This window comes from Streptomyces sp. MB09-02B, from assembly GCF_033794485.1.
GTDB lineage: Bacteria > Actinomycetota > Actinomycetes > Streptomycetales > Streptomycetaceae > Streptomyces.
Window position 1 is genome coordinate 1 of sequence record NZ_JARGEE010000548.1, and the last position, 5,125, is coordinate 5,125.

Here is a 5,125-nt window from a genome sequence, read left to right on the forward strand (position 1 = left end):
GTCGGACATGGGGGTCGGCCTTTCTGCGATGCGTGGGGCTTGCCGTGCGGCTTACATACCGTGCGGTTACTTCAACATCTGAAACAACCATGCTCCTGAATATTTCATGTTGTCAAGTAAAGGGGTACCCTCGGAGCCATGCCCACGCAGAAGACGACCCCCCGCATCGACCCGCTGACCATGGAGGTCGTCGAACTCATCGGCACGGTGGTGGCCCGCTACCACGAGGAGTACGAGGACGCCGCCGCCGAACACAGCCTCACCGGCGCCCAGGCCCGTCTTCTCGGCCTCCTTTCCCTGGAACCGCTTCCCATGCGTCGCCTCGCCCAGAAACTCCGCTGCGAGCCGTCGAACGTGACCGGCATCGTGGACCGCCTGGAGACCCGGGGCCTGGTGGAGCGCCGCCCCGACCCGAACGACCGCCGCGTGAAACTGGCGGCCGCCACCGCCGAGGGCCGCCAGGTGGCCGGCAGCCTCCGGAACTCCCTGGACTTCGCCCGCGAGCCGCTGGCGGGCCTGAGCGCCACGGAACGGGAGACCCTGCGGGATCTGCTGCGGCGGATGCTGGGGGCGTAGGCGCGGGGGCGTCGATCGGGTGTAGGTGCACCCGTCGGTGGTCCGGCCTACGCTGAGCAGGGGAGTCTTTGCTGGAGGTCTGGATGACCAACGGGAAGGCCTTCGACGGCGCCGCCGGTTCCGACGGCGCCGACGGCCCGGAGAGGCCCCGCGTCACCGCCGTCGCTCTCGCGTGGATCGCCGCACACGTCCTCGGACGCACACCGGCGCGGGACCGGGCGTCGCGCCCTGCCGCCGACGGGCCGACCTCGCCGGAGCACGTGGCCCAACTCCCCCGCCCCGCCGAGGAGATGTTCCGGGGGCACCGGACAGCCTGGCGCGAGCGTGCCGTCGCCCACATCCTCTATCTGGAGCAGCAGGCGGCCCGTGAGGGATGCCGGGCGGTCGAGGACCCGGTCGAGCGGTGTCAGCGGGAGAAGACGCTGGAGGGGATCGCCCGGCAACTGCGGGAGGCGCGCGAGGCCGTCTCCGCGCGGCGCCGTCTGTTCACCGGGGCCGCGGCCCTGGAGAGAACGTGGGCCAATGTGCGCGCGACCGACGTCATGCTGCTCAGGATGTGTTCGGATCAGGAACTGGTCGGCCGCAGTGCCGACGTGCTGAGCCACGTCGAGCAGCATCTCCGCCCGAACGACCCGCTGCGGGTGAAGGTGGCCGCGGCCGTGGGCCGCGTGGAGGCGGAGGAGCGGCTGCCGGGCGACCGTGAACTCCTCGTCTCCGCCCTGAGCGCCTCCTACGAGGCGCTGGACGGCGAGTTCAGCAGGGTGCGCAGCCTCAGCATCATCCTGCGGATCGCGACCTTCTTCGTCCTCCTCGGCGCGGGCGGACTCGCGGTCTGGGGATGGGCCTGCCCCGACTCCCTCAACATGTGCTTCCTGCCCGAGAAGAGCGAGTACGCCGCCTGCCCGTCGGGGGAGGTCGACCGCAACGACGAGGAACTGGCGCCCAGCGACTACGCCCGGCGGGTCGACGTCCTCGTCGTGGAGGCCGCGGGGCTCGCCGGCGCGGCGCTCACGGTCATCGCCTCCCTGCGCCGTATCCAGGGGACGAGTTCGCCGTACATGCTGCCGCTCGCGGCGGCCCTGTTGAAGTTTCCCACCGGGGCCCTGACCGCGTTCGTCGGAGTGCTGCTCATCCGGGGTGCGTTCATCCCCGGTCTGAGTTACCTGGACTCCAGTCCGCAGATCGTGGCGTGGGCCGTCATCTTCGGTGCCGCCCAGCATCTCGTGACCCGTTTCGTCGACGCGCGTGCGCGCGAGACGCTCTCGGACGTGGGACGGCCACCGACCGATCCGCCCGAACGACGGGCCCCCGACGGAGGGCAGAGCCTTGGCTGAGCCGGGTGAGCTGACCATCGCGCTGGAGGAGGGGTTCGAGGGCCAGCACGTCGTGGTCGTGGTGGACGGGGACGTCGTCCTGGACGATCCCGAGGTCCGCACACGGCGGCAGATCGGCCTCGCCCGCTCCGTACCCGTCCGGCTGATGGAGGGGGACCACGCGATCGGCGTGCGGGTCGACGGCGTCGAGCGGCTGAGCATCCGGGTCGACACAGGGGCCGTCCGGTGGGCCGGGATCAGCCGCGCCGCCGACGGCAGCCTCGACGCCGTGACCGGCGGCGGCCTACGCGGCTACGCCTGAAGGCCGGTAAGGACCGGAAGAGACCGGTGAAGGCCCGTGAAGGCCGGGTCCGGTTGCGGCTCTCCCCCGCCGGGCTTTGACTGGCCAGTGGGAACAAACCCGCCTGTCGGGTGAATAACTCCCCTTTCGTGCGCCGTCCGACGTCGCGTTCCCCGAACGACGCCCCCGCGGCCGCCTCCGACGGCCGCGGCGCACAGGCCGACGTCGCCCAGGCCCACGTTTCTCCGGTCCGGAACGTCCGGGCTCCCGGCCGTTCACCGTTCACCTTCGTCCGCCCGTGCTCGCTACGGGCGGAAGCGGGAGGCAGCATGACCACTCAGGAATCCAGCCAGCGCAGTGAGTTCGACCAGCTCGTCAGCGCGGTGATGGGCACGATCACCCGCCGTCTGGGCGGCGAGAGGCAGACCGGGCCCGAGGCGGCCGCGGAGGGTGAGGCCATCGCGGCGACCGGGCGCAGCGGCGTGTACCTGCGCCTCGATCTCCCCGTGCCGCCCGGGGGCCTCGCGCAGGCCGCCGAGGCCCCGCCCGCCGCCGACGCGGGGCCGGTCGCGACGGCGGCGGCCGGCTTCCCCTGGACGACGGGCGCGTCGTCGGGCAACGGCGAACCGGCCACCCCGCAGCAGATCGTGTCCGGTCGGGCCCCGGCCCAGGCCGCCGAGGTCGCGGCACCCGAGAGCGCCGTCGTGTCGTTCGAGGAACTGCGTGTGGACGTGGACGGCCCGGCGCCCACCATGACGGTCTCCGGCACGGTCTGGCGGCTCACCAGCGGCCGGCTCACCTGGCTCGCCAAGGTCCGCAAGGAACCGAACGGCACCTACACCGGGCCGATCAAGTACCGCGACGGCAACACCGCACTGCGGCCCGGGACGGCGATCCGCGTCCAGCTCACCGGCACGCCGCCCCTGCAGCCCATGGGCGCGCTCGTCACCTTCGTACGGCCGGACGCCCCGGACGAGGTGGTGCGCTACGCGCACGTCACGCCGCACTTCCGCGAGGTGGAGATCGAGTACGACAGGGTCTCCGACGCCGAACAGACCGTCGAGTACGCGCTGCACGACCACCCCGTGCGGCCGCCCGACCTCCCGAACACCACCCTCACCGTGGAGGACGCGTTCAGCCGACAGGGCATCCATGTCACCCGCACCCGGGGCAGCAACGAGATCCCGCTCTCCGCCTCGGTGAACGGCACGTGGTCCGACATCGAGATGCACGACGCCATGCAACGGCACTGGTCCGCCTGGGAGCCCGGCCCCTCGGGGCAGGGCGTCGCCCAGTGGCAGGTGTGGACGCTGTTCGCCGGTCAGCACGACGACGGCCCCAGCCTGGGCGGCATCATGTTCGACGACATCGGCACCGCCCAGCGGCAGGGCTGCGCGGTGTTCTCGAACTCGTTCATCTCCGAACGGCCGCCGAACGATCCCGATCCCGAGGCGTACGTGCGGCGGATGCGCTACTGGACGGCGGTGCACGAGATCGGTCACTGCTTCAACCTCGCGCACTCGTGGCAGAAGTCGCTGGGCACGCCCTGGATCCCGCTGCGGAACGAGCCCCACGCCTCCAGCTTCATGAACTACCCGCACCGCTTCGAGGGCGGGCAGCAGGCGTTCTTCTCGGGCTTCCGGTACTTCTTCTCGGAGGACGAACTCCGCTTCCTGCGGCACGCCCCCGCGCGGTTCGTGCAGCAGGGCAACATCCCCTGGTTCGACCACCACGGCTTCGAGCAGGCGCGGCACCTCGCCGGTACGGGTCCGTTGCAGCTCACCCTGCGCTTCAACCGCGACACCGATCGGCAACAGGCCTACCGCTTCGGCATGTTGGAGCCGGTGATCGGGGAGCTGAAGCTGACCAACACCTCCCAGGTCCCCACGATGGTGAACCGCACGACGCTGCGCAGCGACGAACTCAGCATCCTCGTCCAGCGGGAGGGCACGACCGAGGCCCGGGTGGTGCAGCCGTACCTGCGTTACTGCCTGCGCCCGGAACCCGTCCTGCTGCAGCCGGGCGAATCGCTGTACGAGCAGGTCGTGCTCTCCTCGGGCCTCGGCGGCTGGCAGATCTCCGAGCCGGGTGCCTACCGGGTGTACGCGGCGCTGCGGTCCGCTCAGGACGGGGCCTCGGCCGCCACCGACGCCTCCGGCGGCCAGATCCTGGCGGACCCGATCACCGTCCGGGTGGAACGCCCGGCGAGCCGGGATCAGGAGCGCCTCGCGGACGACGTGTTCACCGACACCGTGGGACGCGTCCTCGCGCTGGGCGGCAGCCGGGTCCTGGACGACGCCAACGACGTGCTGCGCGAGGTCACCGAGCGGATCCCCGACACGGCCGTGGCCAGGCACTCGGCCGCGTGTCTCGCCACCGCGGCCACCGTCCCCGGCAAGGTCCTCACGGCCCGCGACGGCGCGGTGAGCGTCGAGGCCGCCGGGACCGACGCCGAGGCGGGCGGGCAGCTCGCCGAGCAGGCCTACGGTGACCTGGGGGCGGCGGCGAACACCTTCGGTCACATCCGGCTCACGAACGACGTGACGCGGTACGCGGCCGGCCTGGACGAACTGGGCCGGCGCGACTCGGCGACCCACCTGCTGGACGGGCTCGTCCACACCCTGGAGGAGCGTCAGGTCAAGCCCGAGGTGGTGCGGAAGGTGCAGTGGGAGAGGCAGCAGATCGCGGAGGGCCACGCCGACCGGTGACTCCGGATCCGCATCCGACGGCGGCCCCTGACATCACGTCAGGGGCCGTCGTCCGTCGGTCGCCTGCCGGGTTCGAGCGAAGCTCGCGCCGATCACTCAGGGGCCCTAGGCGCACCACCACAGGAACTTCTCGCACGTCTCCGAGGGCGACGGCTCGGGGGCCGGGTCGTCGCCCTCGGAGACGTGCGAGAAGTTCCTGTGGTGGTGCGCCTAGGGCCCCTGAGTGA

General features: G+C 71.6%; 4 protein-coding genes. All 4 read left to right on the forward strand.

What is annotated here, in order from left to right; all coding sequences use genetic code 11:
• Positions 1 to 138 precede the first annotated feature (138 nt).
• Entirely contained in the window at positions 139 to 576 is a 438-nt protein-coding gene (locus P1P70_RS40290; protein ID WP_319246804.1) for a MarR family winged helix-turn-helix transcriptional regulator, read from the forward strand.
• Between the two features lie 83 nt (positions 577 to 659).
• Positions 660 to 1,910 (forward strand): hypothetical protein, encoded by a 1,251-nt coding sequence (locus tag P1P70_RS40295; RefSeq protein ID WP_319246806.1) that lies wholly within the window; start codon positions 660 to 662, stop codon positions 1,908 to 1,910.
• Positions 1,903 to 2,211, forward strand: a complete 309-nt coding sequence (locus P1P70_RS40300; protein ID WP_319246808.1) for a hypothetical protein — start codon at positions 1,903 to 1,905, stop codon at positions 2,209 to 2,211. Before P1P70_RS40295 ends, P1P70_RS40300 begins: the two co-directional genes overlap by 8 nt.
• Before the next feature lie 308 nt (positions 2,212 to 2,519).
• Positions 2,520 to 4,898, forward strand: coding sequence for a hypothetical protein (locus P1P70_RS40305; protein ID WP_319246810.1), 2,379 nt, complete (start codon positions 2,520 to 2,522; stop codon positions 4,896 to 4,898).
• The last annotated feature ends 227 nt before the right edge of the window (positions 4,899 to 5,125 follow it).